The 21,397-nt window shown below is 38.6% G+C and carries 20 protein-coding genes and 1 pseudogene; 8 read left to right on the plus strand and 13 right to left on the minus strand.

The features are described from left to right. Positions 1–508: 508 nt before the first annotated feature. Both AAIB49_RS08030 and AAIB49_RS08035 read right to left on the minus strand, forming a co-directional pair. Complete coding sequence (locus tag AAIB49_RS08030) at positions 509–1,258, minus strand: collagenase (RefSeq protein ID WP_343457735.1); 750 nt, start codon at positions 1,256–1,258, stop codon at positions 509–511. Between the two features lie 101 nt (positions 1,259–1,359). Next, positions 1,360–2,859 carry a malate:quinone oxidoreductase gene (locus AAIB49_RS08035; RefSeq protein WP_339212566.1) on the minus strand — a complete coding sequence of 500 codons (1,500 nt, stop codon included), beginning with the start codon at positions 2,857–2,859 and terminating at the stop codon, positions 1,360–1,362. Positions 2,860–3,179: 320 nt separating this feature from the next. Here AAIB49_RS08035 and AAIB49_RS08040 point away from each other — a divergent pair, with 320 nt between their 5' ends. Then, on the plus strand, positions 3,180–4,226 hold the full coding sequence (locus AAIB49_RS08040; RefSeq protein WP_343457736.1) for an ATP synthase beta subunit C-terminal domain-containing protein: 1,047 nt from the start codon (positions 3,180–3,182) through the stop codon (positions 4,224–4,226). 296 nt (positions 4,227–4,522) lie between these two features. Here AAIB49_RS08040 and AAIB49_RS08045 read toward each other — a convergent pair whose 3' ends face one another. Then, a complete protein-coding gene (locus AAIB49_RS08045) occupies positions 4,523–4,858 on the minus strand; it encodes a zinc ribbon domain-containing protein YjdM (RefSeq protein WP_343457737.1) in 336 nt (111 codons plus the stop codon). A gap of 297 nt (positions 4,859–5,155) precedes the next feature. Here AAIB49_RS08045 and AAIB49_RS08050 point away from each other — a divergent pair. The 6 genes and pseudogenes from AAIB49_RS08050 (at position 5,156) to AAIB49_RS08075 (ending at position 11,797) form a co-directional block, all read left to right on the plus strand. Further along, positions 5,156–5,880 (plus strand): annotated as a pseudogene (locus AAIB49_RS08050) (DUF421 domain-containing protein). A gap of 170 nt (positions 5,881–6,050) precedes the next feature. Beyond that, positions 6,051–7,136 (plus strand): ABC transporter ATP-binding protein, encoded by a 1,086-nt coding sequence (locus AAIB49_RS08055; protein ID WP_343457738.1) that lies wholly within the window; start codon positions 6,051–6,053, stop codon positions 7,134–7,136. Positions 7,137–7,148: 12 nt separating this feature from the next. Continuing rightward, positions 7,149–8,039, plus strand: a complete 891-nt coding sequence (locus AAIB49_RS08060; protein ID WP_339212553.1) for a carbohydrate ABC transporter permease — start codon at positions 7,149–7,151, stop codon at positions 8,037–8,039. An 18-nt stretch (positions 8,040–8,057) separates the two neighbouring features. Further along, a complete protein-coding gene (locus AAIB49_RS08065) occupies positions 8,058–8,885 on the plus strand; it encodes a carbohydrate ABC transporter permease (RefSeq protein WP_339212550.1) in 828 nt (275 codons plus the stop codon). Positions 8,886–8,952: 67 nt separating this feature from the next. Then, complete coding sequence (locus AAIB49_RS08070; protein ID WP_481857851.1) at positions 8,953–10,308, plus strand: ABC transporter substrate-binding protein; 1,356 nt, start codon at positions 8,953–8,955, stop codon at positions 10,306–10,308. Positions 10,309–10,384: 76 nt separating this feature from the next. After that, a complete protein-coding gene (locus AAIB49_RS08075) occupies positions 10,385–11,797 on the plus strand; it encodes an MBL fold metallo-hydrolase (RefSeq protein ID WP_343457740.1) in 1,413 nt (470 codons plus the stop codon). A 51-nt stretch (positions 11,798–11,848) separates the two neighbouring features. Here AAIB49_RS08075 and AAIB49_RS08080 read toward each other — a convergent pair whose 3' ends face one another. Further along, positions 11,849–12,811 (minus strand): nucleoside hydrolase, encoded by a 963-nt coding sequence (locus tag AAIB49_RS08080; RefSeq protein ID WP_343457741.1) that lies wholly within the window; start codon positions 12,809–12,811, stop codon positions 11,849–11,851. 61 nt (positions 12,812–12,872) lie between these two features. After that, on the minus strand, positions 12,873–13,544 hold the full coding sequence (yeiL, locus tag AAIB49_RS08085) for a transcriptional regulator YeiL (protein WP_343457742.1): 672 nt from the start codon (positions 13,542–13,544) through the stop codon (positions 12,873–12,875). A gap of 81 nt (positions 13,545–13,625) precedes the next feature. Here yeiL and AAIB49_RS08090 point away from each other — a divergent pair, with 81 nt between their 5' ends. Then, a complete protein-coding gene (locus tag AAIB49_RS08090; RefSeq protein WP_339212537.1) occupies positions 13,626–14,795 on the plus strand; it encodes an MFS transporter in 1,170 nt (389 codons plus the stop codon). A 106-nt stretch (positions 14,796–14,901) separates the two neighbouring features. On the opposite strand, the gene AAIB49_RS08095 is transcribed toward AAIB49_RS08090, so the two are convergent. The 8 genes from AAIB49_RS08095 to AAIB49_RS08130 form a co-directional block, all read right to left on the minus strand. Further along, on the minus strand, positions 14,902–15,168 hold the full coding sequence (locus AAIB49_RS08095) for a CPCC family cysteine-rich protein (protein WP_339212534.1): 267 nt from the start codon (positions 15,166–15,168) through the stop codon (positions 14,902–14,904). 343 nt (positions 15,169–15,511) lie between these two features. Beyond that, the gene (locus AAIB49_RS08100; RefSeq protein ID WP_343457743.1) at positions 15,512–16,138 is read right to left on the minus strand and encodes an HD domain-containing protein; all 627 of its coding nucleotides are present in this window, start codon (positions 16,136–16,138) and stop codon (positions 15,512–15,514) included. A gap of 70 nt (positions 16,139–16,208) precedes the next feature. After that, positions 16,209–17,186 carry an HD domain-containing protein gene (locus AAIB49_RS08105; RefSeq protein ID WP_343457744.1) on the minus strand — a complete coding sequence of 326 codons (978 nt, stop codon included), beginning with the start codon at positions 17,184–17,186 and terminating at the stop codon, positions 16,209–16,211. Positions 17,187–17,362: 176 nt separating this feature from the next. Further along, complete coding sequence (locus tag AAIB49_RS08110; RefSeq protein ID WP_343457745.1) at positions 17,363–18,166, minus strand: nucleotidyltransferase family protein; 804 nt, start codon at positions 18,164–18,166, stop codon at positions 17,363–17,365. A 330-nt stretch (positions 18,167–18,496) separates the two neighbouring features. After that, on the minus strand, positions 18,497–18,976 hold the full coding sequence (locus AAIB49_RS08115) for a GNAT family N-acetyltransferase (protein WP_343457746.1): 480 nt from the start codon (positions 18,974–18,976) through the stop codon (positions 18,497–18,499). Positions 18,977–19,114: 138 nt separating this feature from the next. Beyond that, on the minus strand, positions 19,115–19,720 hold the full coding sequence (locus AAIB49_RS08120) for a hypothetical protein (RefSeq protein WP_343457747.1): 606 nt from the start codon (positions 19,718–19,720) through the stop codon (positions 19,115–19,117). A gap of 442 nt (positions 19,721–20,162) precedes the next feature. Beyond that, positions 20,163–20,420 carry a hypothetical protein gene (locus AAIB49_RS08125; RefSeq protein ID WP_339212518.1) on the minus strand — a complete coding sequence of 86 codons (258 nt, stop codon included), beginning with the start codon at positions 20,418–20,420 and terminating at the stop codon, positions 20,163–20,165. 34 nt (positions 20,421–20,454) lie between these two features. Continuing rightward, positions 20,455–21,099, minus strand: coding sequence for a uridine kinase family protein (locus tag AAIB49_RS08130; protein ID WP_343457748.1), 645 nt, complete (start codon positions 21,097–21,099; stop codon positions 20,455–20,457). Positions 21,100–21,397 lie beyond the last annotated feature (298 nt).

Raw genomic sequence — 21,397 nt, forward strand, 5'->3', positions numbered from 1 at the left:
ATTATGATGGTTTGTTGATATTGGATTATAGGGGGAGGAGATGGTTGATTTGTTACCTTATTCTCTGCTTCTTTCTCGGTTAGGGCATGGAGGGGGGCTCTCTGTTACCTTTTTCACTGCTTCCTTCGCATTTCGGTCACTGAGATGCTCCCTCTGTTACCTTTTTGACGGCTTCTTCCGCATTTAGGTCACTGAGGTACTCTCTCTGTTACCTTTTTCTCTGCTTCCTCAGAATTTAAGTCACTGAGATACGCTCTCTGTTACCTTTTTCTCTGCTTCTTCCCCATTTAGGTCACTGATCCACTCCCTCTGTTACCTTTTCACCTGCTTCTCCCGCATTTAGGTCACTGATTCACTCTCTCTATTCCCTTTTTCTCTGCTAATTCCTTATTTAGGCAACAGACACACCCTCTCACGTGTCTCCCTTATCCCGGGCACAGCCCCCCACTATCTAAAGCACAAAAAAGCAATCAAAATCGTCACTTGATCTTGATTGCTTCTGTTAGGATTAATCAAACATCCTACTAATCCCAAAGTATTCTGTCAGTGGTTGCTTCCTTCCTTTGTGATGCCAGTCATGATATGCCTGAAATACTTTCATGGTATCTCCATTGGCCGATTCTTCCACTAGATACTTTACGGCTAGGAAACTTCGCCAATAGTCATACATAATACTGGTTAAACTGCCCTTGTAGCTAGCTTGACCAAAATGATCTAATGAATGCTTGCCGTACTTTTCTTTAAATATGGTAACTAGTTCTGTTTCTACCTTGGTAAATTCATTAAATTCTTGTTCATCTAGCATCGCTTTCCGTGGTAAATATTCACACATGCCTTCCTCAAACCAAATACTATCTTCTCGTTCTTCATCAAACTCATCTGGGAACAGATCGAGATGATGTGTTAGTTCATGCCCTAATATCGAGAAAATATGATTTTCGGAAAGCGTTTCATAGAAAGATTCAATTCCAGGGTGCTTAAGTCCCTCTAGTTGTCTTAAGAAAAGACTTCTCCAAGCTTCAATGTCTGGTGTGAAGTAAATTAGGTCTTTACTGGTATAGGCAGGGATTGGTATCGTGGAGAATGTCTCGGTTGCTAGTTCTGCTGTAGTCCAGACGATTCCTTTAGGTAATTCCGTTAGCGCATAATGCTCTTCCAATTCCCGTTGATAAAGGGATAAGCGACTCATGAAAAATTCCATAACAGGTTGGCGTTTCATGTAGTCTTCCACTTTTTCAAAAGCATAGATTTGTTTCATATTTTCTCCTCCGTCCTAGAACCTTTAAACATTATCTCCCTATTAAAAAAGCTCTGTAGACGTTACATTCTACAGAGCCTAACGCTAGGGACCTTATGTCCCTATGCTTCTTGATAACTATTAATTAGTCCAAGTGTTTTTGCCGTCCGTTCTAATACTTCTTGAGCTAATGCCGGGTTATCGGATAAAGAACGTCCATATGATGGGATCATTTCTTTAATTTTTGGTTCCCACTCTTGCATGCGTTCTGGGAAGCATTTTGCAATGACTTCAAGCATTACATGCACGGCAGTAGATGCTCCTGGTGAGGCACCTAGTAATGCAGCGATTGATCCATCTGCTGCACTTACTACTTCTGTACCAAATTGAAGGGTTCCTTTACCGCCTGCTTCTGTCTCCTTAATTACTTGCACACGTTGACCTGCCACGACCATATCCCAATCTTCACTTTTAGCTTCTGGGATAAACTCCCGTAATTCTTCCATCCGCTTTTCTTTCGTTAATAAGACCTGCTGGATTAAGTATTTCGTTAAGGAGAAATTCTTAACACCTGCTCCGATCATATTGAACACATTATGCGGTTTCACTGAGTTAATTAAATCAAAGTATGAACCCGTCTTTAGGAACTTCGGAGAAAATCCTGCAAACGGTCCAAATAGTAATGATTTCTTATTATCAATATATCTCGTGTCTAAGTGTGGTACAGACATCGGTGGCGCACCAACCTTAGCCTTTCCATATACTTTCGCCTGGTGTTTTTCCACCACTTCTGGATTATTACATACCATAAATAATCCACTTACAGGGAAGCCACCAATACCTTTTCCTTCTGGGATTCCGGATTTTTGCAGTAAGTGTAAGCTACCTCCACCAGCACCAAGAAAGACAAATTTAGCAGTGTGATATTCTACGGTTCCGCTTTCAAGATTTTTTACCTTTAATTCCCAGGAACCGTCACTGGTGCGTCTCATATTTTTCACACTATGATTATAGTTAATCGTGACATCTTTTTCTTGTAAATGATCAAATAATGTACGTGTTAATGCCCCAAAGTTAACATCCGTACCAGAATCGATCTTCGTAGCTGCTATCGGTTCATCAGAATGACGACCCTCCATAATAACGGGGATCCATTCCTTTAGCTTATCCGGATTATCGGAGAATTCCATTCCACTAAATAGTGGGCTTTTTGACAGCGCTTCAAACCTTTTTTTCAAAAATTCTACATCTTTTTCCCCTTGTACTAAGCTCATATGCGGCAGTGGCATAACAAAGTCTTCTGGATGTTTAATTAACCCCTTATCCACCAGGTAAGACCAGAATTGTCTGGAAAGCTGAAATTGTTCATTGATATTGATTGCTTTCTTAATATCAATAGATCCATCTGCTTTCTCAGGAGTATAGTTTAACTCACATAATGCCGAGTGCCCTGTTCCAGCATTATTCCATTCGTTCGAGCTCTCTACCCCTGGCTCTTGTAGTTGCTCCAATACGGTAATCTTCCAATCTGGTACCAATTCTTTAAGCAATGACCCCAATGTTGCACTCATGATGCCGGCACCAATTAAGATAACATCTGTTTTCATTCCATTGTTGCTCATTTTCCCCATCCCTATCTTCTAGAAGTGCTTAAATCAATTGTAGGCGCATCCAATTTTAGAAATATTCACGCCTTACAAAAATTATTTTCTAAAATCATTATAACATATTACTAGTTTAGCAGATTTTTTTCGAATTATATATTAATTGGTATTCATTAATCGATATTTTCTAGTATTACTTTTTGTTGCCTTACCCTATAAATCGGCGTTATTTCCGACCAACTCCCATCATGTAAATAAAATTACTTTTCAGAGTAATTAATCATTGCATCAGAACGTAATATGAATTACTATATAAAGTAAAGGGGGGTGAAAATTAGATGGAAACGATACGTTTAAATGTTTCACTATTGCGTAGAAGAGTACCGAATCTAACCAGTGCGGCCAAATCAATTGGCTTACGACCGGCTACTGTTTCGAATCTATGTACAGGGAAAATTCCAATTGAACGCGCTGAAGTAAAGACCTTAGTTGCACTTGCAACACTCGCTAAATGTAGTTTAGATGAGCTAATTATAAGAGGGGAGTCAGTAGAAATGATTGAGACTAAAATTAAAACATTGGATTTGTTTGCACCTATATCTAAGGGTGGGACTGTTGGTTTAGTAGCCCGTCCAGGAATGGGGCAGCTTGTTTTGTTAAGAGAGTTGTTTTATAGGCTTCATGATGATGGATATTCCATAATTCTATTAAAACCAGAAGGAAACCATCCGGAGTTGAACGATTTAACAGACTTTGATGTAGTTAATGTGGTAGACTCGATTGAAAAAGCTTATGAACAAATGATTACCATTGGAGTAGAGCAAGAAATCATATTCACAGCAGATCGTTCTCATGTTTTAACTGGTGAGATATTTGAGCTACAAGACCAGCTTCAAGCATATGATTTAAAATCTATTACTACTTTCCTACTTGATTTAAAAGGAGCTGTCGTAGATGAGGATTTACCATATGGACCTTTAGAAACATTACTATACTTTGATGCCGACCTCGCAGCAAGACATAGCTTCCCTGCTATCAACCCAATCTTTTCTACTTCTTCTGTTCTAGAGGGAGCTCACCTAGACCAACATCATCTATTTACACAGCAAAGAGCTAGAAAATTATTACGCCGTTATCGAGAGCTACGTTCTATTGTCACGGTACGTGGACTAGATAAAATTCCTGAAGCAGATAAGGAGATTTATCATAGAGGAGAACGTCTAGAAGCCTATCTAACACAGCCATTTTATGTAGCGCAAGAATACTCTGGAATAGAAGGTGAATCTGTAGATCTCGCTACGACACTAAATGATGTACGAAAGATATTAGATGGTGGAGCAGATTCTCTTGATACAAAAGCATTATCTTATATCGGGAAACTATAACATCCCCTTCCCAAAGGCTGGGACTCAGTGAGCACTTTGTCTCAGCCACACTTCTCTTTTTTATTCTATGACGATTATAACGCCAATACATTCTCATCTAAAAAAACAGACTTCCCAGGCATTCTTCTCACACGAAAATTACTTGCTTCTAATTGTCGATAATAATGGGATATCTTCACTAATAGCATGTAAGTGGGTTCCTCTTATCAATTGGAACAAGAGAATCATTTAAGGGTAAATAATGAAGGAAAAAGGTGCGTCCACTTAAATGGGATGCACCTCCTTTGTTTACTTCGCTATACTTTCTTTACAAACTCTGACTTTAACTGCATGGCGCCAAATCCAGCGATTTTACAATCAATATTGTGGTCACCGTCTACTATGCGAATGCCCTTCACCTTTGTTCCTTGCTTTAGCACAGAGGAGCTGCCTTTTACCTTCAGATCCTTTATAACGGTTACCGTATCGCCGTCGTGTAATATATTGCCATTGGCATCTTTTATAGCTAGCTCTTCCTTATTGTCTTGCTCTTGATTAAGCACCCATTCATAGCCGCACTCCGGGCAAATGAGCATGGTTCCGTCCTCATATGTATATTCTGAGTTACACGTTGGACAATTAGGTAAATTCATATTTAATCGGCTCCTCACAGTTTAAATTTTCTTTCTCACATTACGTTTTTTAATCATTTAGGACTCCCCCATGGACACCCCTATTCCAAATCTCTTCTTAAATTCTTAAAGTAAAGGATATTTTTTTCAATCATTGCATATTCAGTATTACAATGTGAAAACAATTACTCGCACTATTATATCATGCATCCGCATCATCTCGTTCCTTTCATTTATCCACCCTAGGTATGTATTCCACTCCATTTGGGAAGAAAAGGTACTATAAAACAAAGATTAGCTATAGAAAGTGGTATGCAGATGATAGAGTTTTTAAAAGAAACTGGCTTGATTTTTGGTAGAATCATTACTATTTTGCCTTTGCTTCTTATCGTTACCTTACTTATGGGGAAACGAGCCATAGGTGAGTTACCTGTTTTTGACTTCCTAATCATTGTTACCTTAGGTGCGGTAGTTGGAGCCGATATTGCTGATCCTAGTATTCATCATCTCCCAACCGCCATGGCGATTATTGGAATCGGGATCCTCCAAAAAGTTGTCGCCAAATGGAAAATATCTAATCGGAAAATAGGGAGATTATTTACCTTTGAACCTACCATCGTGATACATAATGGAAAGTTCATCCATAAAAATCTCAAAAAGCTTCGTTACTCGATTGATAATATCCTGCAAATGCTAAGAGAAAAGGATGTATTTGATATCAGTGATGTGGAAACAGCGATTGTCGAAGCAAGTGGATCACTTAGTGTATTGAAGAAGCCGTTAAAAAATACTGTTACATTAGAAGATATGAATATGATGAACCCTACCTCCAACATCACGTTTCCTGTCATTATAGAAGGAACGATATACACGGATGTTTTAGCTGATTTAAACGTTGATGAGGATTGGATACGAACACAGCTATCACAGCAAGGAATTGATGGGTGGATAAGGTATTCTTTGCTTCCATTAATAAATATTTAGAATTACAGATCTCGTTATATGATGATCATTCTATTACGATTCCGCCGATTAAGCATTAATTTCTAAGCGCTTCAGAATTTCTGAGGCGCTTTTTATTATGCTATAAAATCTATCATTCTAGTAAACAACAATAAATTTACATTATTCTTACCCCCGCTTTACATTGGCTTAGTAGAACATCTATATAATGAAATTTGTCGACTTAGGTATTATTTTAGGAGGTTACAACTTGAAACTAGCGTTAAACAATATCTCAATGAAGTTTGATGATATTACCGCTGTAGACAATCTAACGGTCACGATTAATGAAGGAGAGCTAGTATGCCTTCTTGGCCCAAGCGGGTGTGGGAAAAGTACAACATTATTTATGCTAGCAGGATTATATAAGCCATCTTCTGGGAAACTCTATTTCGGTGACAAATTAGTCAATGATATAGAGCCCGAAGACCGCGGGATTGGCATGGTATTTCAAAATTATGCCCTCTACCCGCATCTATCTGTACTGAAAAACATCATGTTTCCATTAAAGATGGCAAAAGTACCTAAAAAAGAAGCGGAAGAAAGAGCAATTGAAATGGCCAAGCTTGTCCAAATCGAACATTTGCTAGACCGTAAGCCGAAGCAGCTTTCTGGTGGCCAACAGCAACGCGTAGCCATTGCTCGTGCCCTTGTTAAAAAGCCGAATCTATTATTACTAGATGAACCATTATCAAACCTAGATGCTAGACTTCGATTAGAAATGCGCGAAGAAATTCGCCGAATTCAGCAAGAGGTCGGGATTACAACCATTTTCGTAACCCATGACCAAGAAGAGGCGATGAGTATTTCAGATAGGATCTTACTTATGAAGGATGGGAAATATCAACAATATAGCCCTCCTCAGGATATGTACGATTTTCCTAAAAACGCATTCGTAGGTAAGTTCATGGGGAGTCCGCCTCTCAATATGATTCCCGTCATGTTAAATGAAGGAAGTATTACCATTAAAGATACCGAACAGTCCTTCCCTAACCCACTCACCATAAATCAAGCATTATCCTCATCTAATGAGGCATTATTAGGTGTACGTGCGGAAGATTGGACCATTGCAAAAGACACATCAAAAATACGCTTAACGGCCCTTGTTGAATTAGTTGAAAGAATCGGTCGAGATACATTACTATCTGCCACGATTGGCGGACATTCTATTCGTGCCCTAGTAGACCCTGAATTTACGATTCAGCCTGGGGACGCAGTAGATTTAACGATTCGGAATGATCGTTTCCACCTATTTGACGCAAAGACAGAAGCGAATTTAGGGTTAAAAAATGAATAAGGAGGGCTTTTGTTGAATCTAAAACCAACATTATCCAGTACATTAAAAGCTCTTCTATATTTATTACCAGCACTCGTTATATTAGGTGTTTTCAATATCTATCCGATTATTAAGTCTTTTATCATGAGCTTTTATACCGATTATGATTATTTCAATGATGTTGTTTATGAGTACGGATGGGATAATTTTTCTTACATTTTTCAGGATCATGAATTTTGGACAGCGGTTAAGAACACATTCATTTTCGTTCTCGGGGTAGTACCAGCATCCATTGTTATCTCATTAGTCATCGCGATCATGCTAAACTCGAATATTCGATTACGAGGAATATTCCGTTCTATCTACTTTATTCCATTTGTTACTTCCGTTGTTGCGATCTCTATCGTTTGGCGTTGGATTTATCATACGGAATATGGGTTGATGAACTATTTCCTTGGCATTTTTGGAGTCGATCCAATCAAGTGGTTAACAGATCCAGAGTGGGCCATGCCTGCACTTATTATTATGAGTATTTGGAAAGGGTTAGGCTATAACATTATTATTTTCCTAGCCGGATTACAAAACATTGATAAGCAATATTACTTAGCAGCGCAAATCGATGGTGCCAAGCCACTTAAACGGTTCTTTCACATTACCGTGCCTTTATTATCACCGACTACATTTTTTGTTTCGATTGTAGCGATTATTAATAACTTTAAAGTGTTCGATGAGATTTTTGCATTATTTGGTGGTAAACCCGGCCCTGCTTATAGCGCCCAAACGATTGTCTATTACATATATGAGAAGTTTTACAATGAATGGCAATTTGGGATTGCATCAGCCGCAGCTTATATACTATTTATCATCATCTTCATCTTTACCCTTGTACAACTATACATAGGTAAGCGCAGGGTGAATTACTAATGGAGAGGGGAATTGAGATTGTACAAAAAAGCTGCTCTATCTAAAGGTTTTATCTATTTAATCTTAATACTTGGTAGTTTCTTAATGTTATTACCTTTTATCTGGATGCTAAGTACTTCCTTAAAGACTTCTGGGGAAGTGACAGCAATGCCTCCCGTTTGGATCCCTGATGACCCTAAATGGGAAAACTATCAAGACGCTTGGGCTATCGCACCATTTCTCCGTTATACGATGAATAGTCTCATCGTTACCGTTCTGTCTACACTGGGGGAAGTGCTTACTACCATTCTCGCAGCCTATGCGTTCTCCCGTATTAACTTCTGGGGACGTGATGTTGTATTTGCTGTTCTCTTAGGTACGATGATGGTTCCGGGAGAGGTGCTACTCATTCCAAACTATGTAACACTAGCCAATCTAGGATGGATTAATCAATATGAAGCATTAATTGTCCCATGGCTAGCTAGTATTTTCTCTATCTTTTTATTACGTCAGTTTTTCCTTGGGATTCCGAAAGAGCTATCCTACGCAGCCAAAATCGATGGCTGTCGCGACTTTCGCTTCCTATGGACCGTCATGGTTCCATTGGCAAAGCCGGCTATCATTACGATTGTTCTTTTAAAAGCAATAGGCAGCTGGAATGCTTTCTTATGGCCATTAATTGTAACCCAATCCAAAGAAATGCGAACATTACCTGTTGGGCTAACTTCTTTTAGTACGGAAGCTGGAACGGTATACGAATTATTAATGGCTGCTTCCACGATGATCATTTTACCTATGATTATCCTTTATCTTGTTTTACAAAAATACATCATTGAAGGTGTTGCAAAAGCAGGAATTAAGGGCTAATCGATTTATGGTTTTACAAGGGTCAAACCCTTATGAAATATAAAACAAATCCTAGGAGGAAACTATGTTGAAAAAGCTTCTATTAACTTTACTTATTTCTCTTTTAACCATCGCTTTAGTAGCTTGCGGCAATAACGGTGACAAAGAGGAAGGTAACAAGGAAAACACAGAAACTAATGCTACACCATCCGAATCCAATACGGATTCAAGTGTTGTGACATCATTAGATCAGCCGATTGAAATTGAATTCTGGCACGCTATGAGTGGTGGACATGAACAAGCATTAGAAAAAATCACCGACGATTTCAATGCATCACAAGAAAATATCACAGTGAAATTAGTTAACCAAGGTAGCTATGATGATCTTTCCACTAAAAACATGGCTGCGGCAAGAGCAAATACGCTTCCAGTACTAACACAATCGTATGAAGACTGGATTACAGAATATCTGGAAAATGATTTAGTAGCTGATATGACGCCATATGTTACAGATTCAGAAATTGGTTTCTCTGAAGACGAATTAAACGATATCGTAGAAGTTTTCCGTGAAATGAACACTTGGGATGGAAAATACTACGGACTACCTTTCAATAAAAGTACACGTATTATGTTCTACAATGTCGATTACTTAGAAGAAGCAGGTGTTGACGTTCCAACAACTTGGGATGAACTTCGTAAGGTTGCTGAAGCGACAACAGGGGAAAAAGACGGAAGAAATGTTATCGGTCTAGGTCTAGAAAACTCTGTAACATTAGAATTTAACCAATGGGTACACCAAGCTGGTGGTGTTTACTTTGATGAAGCAAATGGAACCTTTGAAATGAACTCTGCTGAAGGTAAAGAAGCATTAGAATTTGTTTATGGCATGATTGAAGATGGCATCGCGCGTACTGCTGGTGAGGATGGTTACATGTCAGAGCCATTTGCTCGCGGAGATGTAGCACTTTACATTGGTTCATCTGCTGGTATTCCTTATGTAGCAGCTCCAGCTGAAGAAAACGGATTGAACTGGGGAGCTGCCGTTCTACCTGCTGGTAAGCAAGCAGCAACACCATTTGCAGGTACAAACGTATCCGTATTCTCTTCTGCAACAGAAGAAGAGAAATATGCCGCTTGGGAATATATGAAGTTCTTAATTAACACTGAAAACACGACTTATTGGGCAATGGAATCTGGTTATCTACCAGTTCGTTACTCTGCACTTGAAAGTGACGAATGGAAAGCTTATGTCTCTGAAAATCCAGAGTATGGCGTAGGGGAACAGCAATTTGATGCTGGCTTCTATGACCCTCGTATCAAAGGCGCTTATGCATTAAAAAATGCTGTAGCAAAAGAGCTAGACCGCGTTCTACTTGGTGAAATTACAGTTGACGAAGGACTAGCTAACGCAGAAGAAGCTGCAAAAAGAGAGCTTGGCCAATAATTAAGTTAACGACTTTTATAGTAAAGGAACCTGGATATTCAGGTTCCTTCACTTATTATTAAAAGGAGATACATATATGAATAAAACAACATTAACATTCTATGGTGGGTTACGTTCGATTGGCGGGACAATTGTCTCCCTACAATATGGAAGCGACCGCGTTATTTTTGACTTTGGACTTGTTTACAGCCCCCAAACCAACATATTAGATGGTCAAATACAAGTAAGAGAAAGCGCCATGACCCGTGATTATTTAACATTAGGACTTATCCCAAAGATAGATGGCATCTACCATGAAGCTTCCTTACCTATAGGCTCTTCATTAATACCAGCCAATCACTATCAAGGGAATACGGCTATCCTTATCTCCCATTTACACTTAGATCATATCGGTGGCATGGGCTTCATCGATCCATCTATTCCGGTGTTTATGAGTAAGGAATCACATGACCTTTACCAAACATTAGAATTAATTGGTGAAAGGGTTAATGGGGATAGAATCTATGAATCTTGTGAATATGACAAACCTTTCTTCGTTGGGGAAATTAAAATAACACCACTTCAAGTGGATCATGACATTCCTGGTGCTTGTGGCTTTCATATCGAAACACCAGATGGCGCTGTTGTCTATACCGGAGACCTTCGTTTACACGGTAATCACCCAGAACGAGTGGAATCATTTATTACAAAGGCAAAAACACTTGGTTTTGATGTAGTCATTATAGAAGGGACTACGCTACGCAGTGAAGAGGAGCTTCCTGAAGAATTGCTGGTTGCCAATAGGGATATCCCAGCGGAGCTAATAACCGAACCTAAGGTACCAAAGGTAATGGCGGAGCTACTTCACGACAAACAAGGAATCGGTATCTTTAACATTTACCACAGAAATATAGATCGAATTGCCGGTCTGTTACAAGCAGGACAATTACTAAATCGGAAAGTAGTCTTCGAAATTGGCACGGCCCAGCTCGCAGCTAATTTGTTAAATAAAGCGTCATTTTACATTTATGAATCGGAATCGCTAAGACTTTTAAGGGAAAATAATCAATTACAGGACTGGCAAATAAAACTGTTCAATACGTATCCTTCCCTTTCTGCTCAAGTGATTAATGAGAGTCCTCATGAATACCTATTACAAAATTCATACGATCAAGCTTTAGAGCTATTTGATCTCAACACAGAAAAGGGACTATACTTCCATTCTGACGGTGTGCCATTGGGGGATTATGACCCAGCTTTTCATAACCTCAAGCGCATACTAGATCATCTTGGTCTAGCTAAGGTTGCTGTTGGAACAGGAGGACATGCACTACCACAACATTTACAATATATCGTGGAGGAATTAGACCCAAATGTGTTAATACCGCTTCATAGCTTTCATCCAGAACGATTAACACCTAAAAGAGGGATTCAATTGCTACCACAATATGGGAAAACCTATATATTGCAGAACGGAGCATTAGTGGAATTAGTGGAGGAAGACATATAGATTGGTAGTAGAAGGGACTCCGAGGCTTGAGTCCCTTCTGCTAGATTTACACTATTTCTGTAGTCTATCCGAAATATGCTTTACCGCCTTCATAAATACTTCCACAAAATCCTCTCTTTGCACAGAGTGTAACACATGAACATTCGGTTCCTTCTCCATCCGATTTCGATAATCTACAACTGTCGCTCCCGATGTTATCCCTTCTAAGGACACTTCCACATAATAATCCTTCCCTTGAAATAACTCTGGTTTCAATAAATACATAACCGCACATACGTCGTGGAAGTGTAATACTTGGTCATAGTTCTCCTCGTCGAAGGGCGTTTTCTTGATGGCATCTAAGTAAAAGGTTACGAGTTGGTATGCTTTCTCTGCAAATTCAGTTCCAATCTCTAGAATTTGCTTTGCCTCTGCTGGTGTGACATATGCCTTATGGGTTACATCTAATCCACTCATCACAATCGGAATTCCCGAACGGAATACAATCTCAACCGCGTGTGGATCGACATAAGCATTGAATTCAGCAAACGGAGACATATTGCCGCCAACAGCTGCCCCACCCATCCAGGAGATTTGTTGAATATTTGATTTCACCTCTGGATGTGCTAATAGAAGTGCCGCGACATTCGTTAATGGACCGGTTGCTACGATCGTTATTTTCTCCTTACTATTCATAATCGTATCCAGCATGGCGCTAATAGCAGGACGCTCACTTACTGGTAATGTCGGCTCAGGGAACGAAACATTGCCAAAGCCACTCTCCCCATGGATATCCTCTGCTACTTCTAACGCTCGGAATATTGGCTGCCCTAAACCACGTGCAACTTCTACATCTGCTCCGATATAACTTAGAAATGCCCGTGCATTATAATTTGTTTTCGCTTGGGGAATGTTACCAGCGCAAGTGGTCACTAACCGAATATCTAATACATCATCATTAGCAAATGCTAAAGTGAGCATCATGGCATCGTCAATTCCTGGATCTGTATCAATAATAATTGGTAATCTTGTCATGAGAATCTACCCCTTATCGTTATGTATTTGTATCCTATCCATGCTTTTCCTACTATACTCCTTACTTATTCTCTATAACCTTGGCAAGCGAGCGTAATGCATCATACTGATAAATTTCATAGTTACGGCCTACTTTTAACAAGTATTGTTTTTCACAAAATTGGTTTAGTACATACAATAAATGGCGGTATGACACGCCTAAATAATCACAAACTGTTACATGCTTTTCTTTATACACCCCCCGGTCTGCCGTTTGCAAAATAAAATCTGCAAGTCTGTTTTCTAGTGGAAAGGCGAGGCTCTGTGAATATTTAGCCGCCATATTGGTCGCCTTCAAACTTAAGAATTTCGTCAGTTCTCTTAGGAACTTCGTATCTTCCAGTAATTTCTTTCGATAGTGGGTTATAGGAAGCGCAAAGCAGATCGTCTTCGTTGTCGCTTGAATACCCTTTGTATAATACACGTCATGTAACAATTCCATTTCACCAATATATTCATTTTCATTGATAAAATTAATTAAGGAAACCTTTCCGTTCTGATGGGTTATATAAATCTTTGCCTTTCCCTCTATCACATAAAATAAATAATTGGGTCGCATACCTTCCTGAATAATCCAATCATCCCGCCTGTATTCATGGACTTCCATGTACTCCTCTATCGGAAAAGAAAATAAATGACCGATTGCGTTCTCTTCTATAAACTTCCGCTTTTTCTCGCCTTTGTAAATTTCCATTTCTCACCTCATAATAAGAGATATCTCATATTCTTACTGGATACTTCCATGATATCATGCAATCAACAAGGGGGACAGAGAATGAATACACAACGCTGGATGAGTATGCAATTTTTTAGTTTTTTTCTAACATGGGGAATTTTTCTACCTTATTGGTCAGGGTGGATGATTTATACAAAGGGTATTAGTGTCTCAGAGGCTAGCTTGATTATGAGTTTAGGTCTAGTGGCTAGAGGCTTATCTACCTTATTTGCATTTCCGTATTTCTCCGGAAAAATTAGCAGTAAAATGTTATTGCATGTAACAGGGATCAGTACGATTATTGCGATTCTCTGTTATATTCCTGCAAGCGACTTTACTAGTCTACTAATCGTCACAATAGGCATACATATCTTTTATCCAACACTGATGCCTGCATTAGATAGCGCTGCTGGTGTGCTGATGCAAAATAAAGAATTACAGCATTATGGTAGAGCACGGCAATGGGGTTCGATTGGATTTGTGTCTGTCGGCATGGTATTGACTATTTTTACCGATAAATTTGGTGACGACATCATTTTATGGGCATTGCTACTTGGTATGATTGGATTTGTCGGTCTAGGCTTTATGCAAACACCAACCGTTCTAGCAGAAAAACCACAAGTGAGCAGCTCGCGCAGTGGCATGCTCCAGTTGTTCCGTATAAAGCACTTTAGTATCGTCTTAATTATTGTTATCCTACTACAAGCAGCACATGCTACTTATTACAATTATGGCTACATCTTTTTACAGGATATCGGCGCACCTGTTTATCTGATTGGCGTTATCATTAACATTGCCGTTTTAGCAGAAATCCTATTCTTTGCGATAGCAGACAAAGGCTTTCAGAAATATTCTGTCGGATCACTGCTGACTTTAGCCGCATTCGGTTCAACCATACGTTGGATATTAGTGTTCGCTTTCCCGAATGTAATCGTATTTAGTATTGCGCAGTTGCTACATGCCCTTTCCTTTGCGATGGGACATTATGCTTTTATGAAATATTTAATCAAGCATATTCCGAACGCACAAATACCTAATGCACAAGGAATGTATTCGGCATTAGCTCTAAGCTGGAGTACAGCCGTATTTACTATTTTCGGGGGATATTTATACGAAGTAGAACCGCGATTCGCCTTTATCGGTATGATCGTTTGTACAATTCCAGCTATGCTTCTAGCTTTCGTTTACCAGGGGTTAGAGCGTAAGCAAGAATCTGTTTCGTTTAATTAATAGTAAGGGTATAGAGGTTGGGAGTAACATTCTTATATTTTGGACTGTCCCAACCTCTAGTTAACCATCCTTACTTCTCCATACTATGTAGCCTTAATTTAGCTCTTCATCCACCTAATGTCTTCCAATTCGGGTCCTTCACATCCGTTTTTTTAGGCGGCCTCACAAACTCTAGGCATCTTTTATTCACAGCTCCAAATGCTATGAAATTTTGTTGTGCTTCCCTAAAGGAAACATCATTCGCACCTGTATCATCTACAAATTCATATTGATAACCATCATCTTCCCAAAAACAGATTTCACATATATCAAACGTACCTGGTGGCTCTTCATCTAATGTTTTATATCCGCAACAAGGACAAGTATATTTCATGTATTCACCTCTTGTGGTAGTATTTGGTGTTTTTTGTTAGGGAGCATCTTTCTTTGTTTTGGGTGCATCTGCTCACGGATCGGGTGCATCTTTCTTTAATTTGGGCTCATCTTCTCACGGGTCGGGTGCATCTTTCTTTAGTTTGGGCTCATCTACCCCCGGGGTGGGCGCATCTTTCTTTAATTTGGGCTCATTTTATCCCGGGGTGGGCGCATCTTTCTTTAATTTGGGCTCATCTTCTCACGGGTCGGGCTCATCTTCCTTTAATTTGGGCTCACCTACTCCCGGGGTGGGCGCATCCTTCTTTGTTATAGGTACACCTTCACCCAGTATAGGCACATCGCTAAGTAGACAAGACCTCATTCTTTATCCGGTCAGCATCTATTCCGGCTGCAGTCAGCTTTTCCATAGCTTCTTCTTCAATAATGTCCTTGAACAGTTGGAGATTCTGGTCAAACGCTACATATTGGTCCATCATAAAGCTCATTCTATGTTCGATATCAATCCATGTTGCTATATCGGCTTCGTTATGTTGTATTTGTGCCTCTAGTTTATCTAAGGCATTCGCAACCTTTGCTTCATATGTTTGTTTATTCTCAAATTCAAACCAGAGATGATAAAGTTCCTTTCCCAATGAATCCCCTAGTGTATCTCTAATTTTTTCGATGAATTTAATTTCATTTAAGGCTTTTTGCTCTTTTACCTTAATATTATCCATCGTATCAAATGCTGGGATATCACCGGCTTCGGCCTCTACTAAATCATGGATTATGATCATCTTTAGTAGTCTTGAAGTATCTACCTTCTGTTTTAAATACGGTTCTAATAACATAGCCATTAAGGAGACTCTCCACGTATGCTCTGCTACACTTTCTTGTCTGCCATTAGATAGCCAGCTATGTCGCATTTCATACTTTAGCTTTTCGCCTAGCTTGATTATTTCCATGACTTTCAACAGCTCTGTTTTCATGTTCTTCCCCCAATAACTTTAGTGTACATCCAAAATAACATTTAAACTAACTCATCCCTTTTTGGTTGGGTTAATTAGAAATTATTTTGACATACATCCCTCTGTTTGCTTTCTCGTATGCTGCACGTCCCATGTTTCTTACGCTTACGGATAACTCTGATGACGGTATCAATCCTCCATTCATATATATGGACGGATCAATCATGCGGACTTTATTTTTCCGATGTATGTCATAGTGCTGTCGATCTTCTTTGACTTTCACATTAAAATGAAGTCTTCGCATGAATTGTAGTACATCTTGATCCTCTGATAATTTTATCTTTTTGATTACATCCTCATCCGTACCAAGGAAATCATCAAGGTTAATAATGTTTTTTTCTAATGATCGCTTCAGTGCCTTAGCTAATATATCATAACCATAGATATTTAATGGATCCATAAAGAAGTCGATCACTTCTTTGTAATATGTTTTGACAAACCATTCGGCATTCTCTATGTTTTGTAGATACATTTTTCCTTCTACAACGACTAGATTATCTAAAAAACGATTAACCTCTTCCAACGTGATATTTCCATATGCATACATATCACGAAGCGTATAATCCACCCTATCGGCACAAAGCTCTGGTGCTGGCTGTTCCAACAATGTCCACTTTGTATCATCCAGCAATAGGTCTTCATAATGATAGCCATGTTTCATTAAAATGTTGGGAATTTCAGAATTTTCCACAACGGTGCTATATATTTTTTCATGATAGTCTTCTTCCTTATTTTCAAATACAAAATCAATGACATGCGAAAAGGCGGTGTGGGAGACGTCATGTAATAATCCTGCGATTTGCTCCTCTATCGTTCCACCAAGTTTTCTAATTAACAACATAACACCTACGGAATGACTAAAACGCGTTTCATCCCATTCTTCCTTCACCAAGTAGCTTGCCCCACCTTGATGAATTCCTTTTAACCGTTGTACTGGCTTACTTAAAATCAATTCTTCTAATACACCGTCTACTTCAAATTCCCCATAAATTTCATCATAGATAATCATTCCCTATCTCCCTTAAACCGTTAGTTAGAATTCTAGAATAACCTTATAGTTTAATAGTACTAAAATAGTATGTTTCTCCAAAATAAAAAGGCGATTTTCTTACATCGCCTTGGTTACGTTTTAATATTAAATAGGGAAAAATTCTTTAATATATATCGTAATAAAAGGAGAGGAATTCAAGATGTCATATTCGCTTCCCGTATAAAATTTGCACAAGCCCACTCTCCTTCGCGCTTATATAGCTCACTTACACGCTCCCTGTCAGAAGGTGGTTCCTCAATCCAATTTAGCAGGGTATGAATGACAGATTCTTTATTTGGAAAGTGTTGGATTGCGACTTCCGCTTGCTCATGGAGTCTTGTCGTCCAAACTTGAGAACGTGCCATCACCATGGAATAGTATGTTCGAATAAGCTTACGAGCGAAGCCTTGTGTAAATGACTTAACTTCCTCATTGGAGGCTGTTTCTAGTCTATGTAATGCCCGGTTAAGCGCCTCGCAAATATCTCCATTGAATTGAATCGCTATCTCCGAGGTTAGTTTATATGGACCAAATTGTTCCCCTACATCCTTTCCATATACACAAACACAAATCTCCCTAAGAAATGCAGTTTCGTAATAATTAGCTGGGTCTACAGTATAATCATAATCGGTAACGGCAATACCAACATCCCGAACGAGATCACGATACGTTTGGGACAGTTCTTCACTAAGTTTCTTTAAATCGTTTACTTCATCAGAATTCAATTTGCGAGTAAAAAGAGCAAGAAGATCTAAATCTGATTTAACACGAGTCGCTTCACCTCTAGCCACACTACCATAGACATAAACACTATGTAAGCATTGACCAAACCTTTTCCTAAGACACTCAACAGATTCCTGAATGCAAGCCATATAGTCATTATCTATTTTATCGATATGAACATCGCTTATAATAAATCCATTAACATCTAAACCATAGCCCGTTCTTAAGCTCACCATTTACTCCTCCTTTCCCTTTTTCTAACTCTATGTGCGATGGGAGTCTTCCTATTCTGATTGTTTTTATTATACTTGAACTCTGTTACCTTTTTCTCCTTTCTTCCCTCATTTAGAGTTCAGAACACTTAACTCTACTTCCTTTTCCTACTTTCCTTGCTCATTTAGGATAGAGGCGCACTTTCCCACTTTCCTTTATTAAGAAAAAAAGCGACCCACTTTGGTCACTATATCTAAGCCTATATTCTCGTTTTAATTTTATCTAAAATTCCGCTATAATCGCCCAATTTGTCCCTTTGTATAAGCTCAAAATAGCTTAGGGATCCCAAGCTTTCAGTTTAATACCTTGATTAATTCAATTTCGTCTCTAATGGGGATACCTTCGTTTCCTATTAGAGGGATCTCTGGTTTAAGCTTTCTCGCTTTCTCCACTGCATTCGGAAGAATTTTTGATAAGGTAAAGCCTCGCTTCTGATAAAACCTTAACGCTAGTAAATTATCATTTGTTGTAATGAGCTTTATCAGCTTACAGTTTTTCTCCATTGCAAGTTTTTCCACCTCTTGAACTAAAGCTGTCCCTATTCCTCTTCCTTCCTCGGTACTGTCTAATGAAATAATTTCACATTCGTGATCTTTTATAATGTACGTAATTAAACCAATCATCGTATCTGCTTCATTTAAAGCAGCAACACCATCTAATGTGCTGCAATCATAAACACCGCTGGAAATAACCATCTCCGGACTTCCCCAATGTTGCTGAAAAAAGTCTATTATTCTACTTTTAGGTAATTCTGCTACCGCGCAATACATCATACTAGGTCACCTCTGTCATCTCATTTACATTCAGATAGAAACCAGTCGTTCTATTCTATTAATATACTTGCTTTTCAATCTTTCTCCATTGCACGTAATCAAACGCAATTTGAACCAATTACAATTCTTTACACTCCTTTAAGAGTGAAAAGTTACATAACTAACCAATACAATAAAGAACAGTAATGTTTCTAGATTAACTAAAATAGGGTTCGGTTTTACCTTGGAGAAAAAGGTAACGCGTTTGACTAAGGCTGTATCCAGCATTATAGCGAAAAAATAAAAAACGAATAAACTAAATAACAACAAAAGACTTGCCATTAACACTTGTCCGCTACTCCAAAAAGCGATGCCTAAAAATAGTGACCAAACACATCTGAAGATATTGGCTAATAATTCAAATGGGTTGGATAATGTAGCCATCATATATTGGCCCTGCTTCTCTGTAATCGATTTATCCTCGTTATGTTTTACTATATACGAAATATGGCCGGTTTGAAGGGTCATCGTGATCACAATCATCATGAGATAGACAAACCCAAATATACTGCCCACTTGTAGAGAATCTGATTGTAGTAATGTATTTAGTGCGAATGGTAAAGGTAGCCACATTGCATACATCAATGCCATTAATAAATGTATAAAAGCATACTCGTTCAATTTTGCCAATTTCTGATAAGTAAATATGATAATTAAAAAAATTAAAATGCCTATCCATCCCATAATCACAGTAGAAATTATCATCTATAATCCCCATTTGTTATACTTTTTTCCACTTCATATAGACCGTACTATTTTATTCCCTCGATATCTGCTCAATGGCTGTTAATAGGGTCCTGCCATTCAGCATTGGCACTCACTCCAAGAATGTTTAAAGAGGAATTTAGTTTTACATACGTTATCGCGCCGCTAATATGCTACTCCCATAGATTAACATCCTTTTCCTCATCACTAGCACCCCTTTTGTTTACGCAGCGCTCTCCTACGTTCCCATTTAAAAGCAAATACTAAAGCAAGTAATTGACACGTTATTCCCAAGCACCCCCCAATTGTTGGTGAATAGTTGATCAATGGGTGTAGTGCATTTCCTAGACCTATAAACGAAGAAGCTAAAAGAATAAAGATAATCGTTAATTTCTGATTTCTATTAATAGTTCTCTCCTCCTTTTAATAAAATTTAAACACTTTAAATATACATAAAATACGCTATGACTAGTAAAACAGTTACCCCAAGAATGGACTGAATCCAGATTAATTTATTGCTTATCCCGGCCTTTGCTTCTAGATAAAAAATATAACTATTTACTAATGCATAGCCTATTGTCATTAGGCCAAAGCCTTGTGGATTTATCGATATATATTGTAATAATCCGATACCCATTAAAAGCATTCCGATTGTACCAACAACCATATTAAGATATAGATGTTTTTTGTCCTGATTCATATAGCCTAACCCCTTTCCATTACATGAAGAAGTCTTAAAAATCAACGGTATTTTTCTTAATATGGAATTTATCATCCACGCTTTTTATGACAATATCGAAGTTTTTACTGTACGAATGCATGAACTCCTCGTATTGTATACGTCTTTGCTGATGGGATTGCAGTAAATAATCCATGTTTGCTCCTCTTTTTTCTATATCGCGTATGGATCGCCTTTTTAATTCTGTATCCCCATCGGTATAAAAATAAATGAGTAAATCAAATAGCTCCGGATTGGCAAACGCTACACTCATGCCTTCTACAATGGTTATCTTGTTATGTGAGGATAGTACCTCACTTTTTGCATAGAAGGTATCTATCGTACGTAAATCCATTCCTTCCTTTAGCATCCATATATCCCTTTCCAAGGAAGGGATATGATGTGCAGCAGGATGACAAGCAGTCATCTTAAATCGATGGGCTGTACCTTTATGTGTATAATCAATTAATGCATGTTTTCTTATTACTGAGCTTACGATGTATGGATCGGTGTTTAGATAAGTAACCTGGCAATCTAGCTTTTCCATTAATGCATGGGCAAAAGTCGTCTTCCCAGCAGCTCCATGACCAGAAATTCCTATAATCCGCTTCCCATCTGCCTGACGAATCCATCGTGTGATTTCTTGAATTAATGTATCCAACCTTCATTCTCCTTGCTAGTAATCTACTCAACCTTTCATGTCTATGAACGCTTCTACCCCCGACCACCGTGCGAAATATTCAAAATATTCATCTCCATCTTATCACAAATTGGTTGTATCGTTTACATTATTTAACATAGTCTTAAATAATTTGGACTCTGTTTCCTAAACAAATAGAGTAGGCGCATGAATCACTCATGCGCCTCTCGCAGTTCCGTACGTGCGGGTCATCGCATACGGCTCCTCCATGATTATTCCCTTTGGGAATGATGTTCATTGTAAATATCAACCAGAGAAA

Source organism: Ornithinibacillus proteolyticus, from assembly GCF_039581225.1.
In the GTDB taxonomy this organism is placed as follows: domain Bacteria; phylum Bacillota; class Bacilli; order Bacillales; family Amphibacillaceae; genus Ornithinibacillus; species Ornithinibacillus massiliensis.

Coding starts and splice junctions, on each gene's coding strand:
- AAIB49_RS08030 (WP_343457735.1), bottom strand. CDS start 1,258: ATGAAACAAATCTATGCTTTTGAAAAAGTGGAAGACTACATGAAACGC.
- AAIB49_RS08035 (WP_339212566.1), bottom strand. CDS start 2,859: ATGAGCAACAATGGAATGAAAACAGATGTTATCTTAATTGGTGCCGGC.
- AAIB49_RS08040 (WP_343457736.1), top strand. CDS start 3,180: ATGGAAACGATACGTTTAAATGTTTCACTATTGCGTAGAAGAGTACCG.
- AAIB49_RS08045 (WP_343457737.1), bottom strand. CDS start 4,858: ATGAATTTACCTAATTGTCCAACGTGTAACTCAGAATATACATATGAG.
- AAIB49_RS08075 (WP_343457740.1), top strand. CDS start 10,385: ATGAATAAAACAACATTAACATTCTATGGTGGGTTACGTTCGATTGGC.
- AAIB49_RS08080 (WP_343457741.1), bottom strand. CDS start 12,811: ATGACAAGATTACCAATTATTATTGATACAGATCCAGGAATTGACGAT.
- yeiL (WP_343457742.1), bottom strand. CDS start 13,544: ATGGAAATTTACAAAGGCGAGAAAAAGCGGAAGTTTATAGAAGAGAAC.
- AAIB49_RS08090 (WP_339212537.1), top strand. CDS start 13,626: ATGAATACACAACGCTGGATGAGTATGCAATTTTTTAGTTTTTTTCTA.
- AAIB49_RS08095 (WP_339212534.1), bottom strand. CDS start 15,168: ATGAAATATACTTGTCCTTGTTGCGGATATAAAACATTAGATGAAGAG.
- AAIB49_RS08100 (WP_343457743.1), bottom strand. CDS start 16,138: ATGAAAACAGAGCTGTTGAAAGTCATGGAAATAATCAAGCTAGGCGAA.
- AAIB49_RS08105 (WP_343457744.1), bottom strand. CDS start 17,186: ATGATTATCTATGATGAAATTTATGGGGAATTTGAAGTAGACGGTGTA.
- AAIB49_RS08110 (WP_343457745.1), bottom strand. CDS start 18,166: ATGGTGAGCTTAAGAACGGGCTATGGTTTAGATGTTAATGGATTTATT.
- AAIB49_RS08115 (WP_343457746.1), bottom strand. CDS start 18,976: ATGATGTATTGCGCGGTAGCAGAATTACCTAAAAGTAGAATAATAGAC.
- AAIB49_RS08120 (WP_343457747.1), bottom strand. CDS start 19,720: ATGATAATTTCTACTGTGATTATGGGATGGATAGGCATTTTAATTTTT.
- AAIB49_RS08125 (WP_339212518.1), bottom strand. CDS start 20,420: ATGAATCAGGACAAAAAACATCTATATCTTAATATGGTTGTTGGTACA.